This window comes from Calditerricola satsumensis (assembly GCF_014646935.1).
GTDB lineage: Bacteria > Bacillota > Bacilli > Calditerricolales > Calditerricolaceae > Calditerricola > Calditerricola satsumensis.
The window spans coordinates 1-561 of record NZ_BMOF01000110.1; the positions used below are offsets into that span (position 1 = coordinate 1).

Annotated in this window: 1 pseudogene; it reads left to right on the forward strand. The window is 76.5% G+C overall.

The annotated features are described in order from the left end of the window. Nucleotides 1–459 (forward strand): annotated as a pseudogene (locus IEX61_RS12270) (hypothetical protein); the annotation flags it as partial. Nucleotides 460–561: the final 102 nt, after the last annotated feature.

The window sequence follows — 561 nt, forward strand, 5'->3', positions numbered from 1 at the left end:
GCCGGGTCCGGCGCCGCCGTGCTGGGACGCGCCGACGGGACGGTACGGACCCTCGGCCGACCCGGTGAGCCGCTGGAGGCGCAGCGGGCGGCGCTCTGCGCGGCGCTGCGGGACGGCTTTCGCCGCGTGTGCCTTGCCGGCGCGCTGACCGCACGCGTGTGGGGGATGCTGGACGACGGCCAGCCCTTGGACCTCGTGGTGCGCGATCCCACGCGCGTCTTTCTGCCGTACGACGCGCTGCGCCGCCTGCATCGCCGCGGCGTGCGCCTGTGGGTGCGGCGGGGGGTACGCCTGTGCGCGGTGGCGGCCAATCCGGTTTCCCCGGACGGCTGGCGCTTTGACGCCGACGCCTTCCTCGACGCCTTGGCCGCGGCGGCGTGGGGGCTTCCGGTTGTCGACGTGGTCGCCGGAAAGGAGCGGGTGGCCGATGGAGGAACCTCTCCAGTCGTTTCTCGATGAGCGCGCGCGCCGGCGGCTGCTGTTCGCCGCCGTGTGGCGGGAGATGGCGCCGCGCTCGGGCCCCGGCCGGCGCGCCAAGGGGGCGGCGCGCCCGTTTCGGCC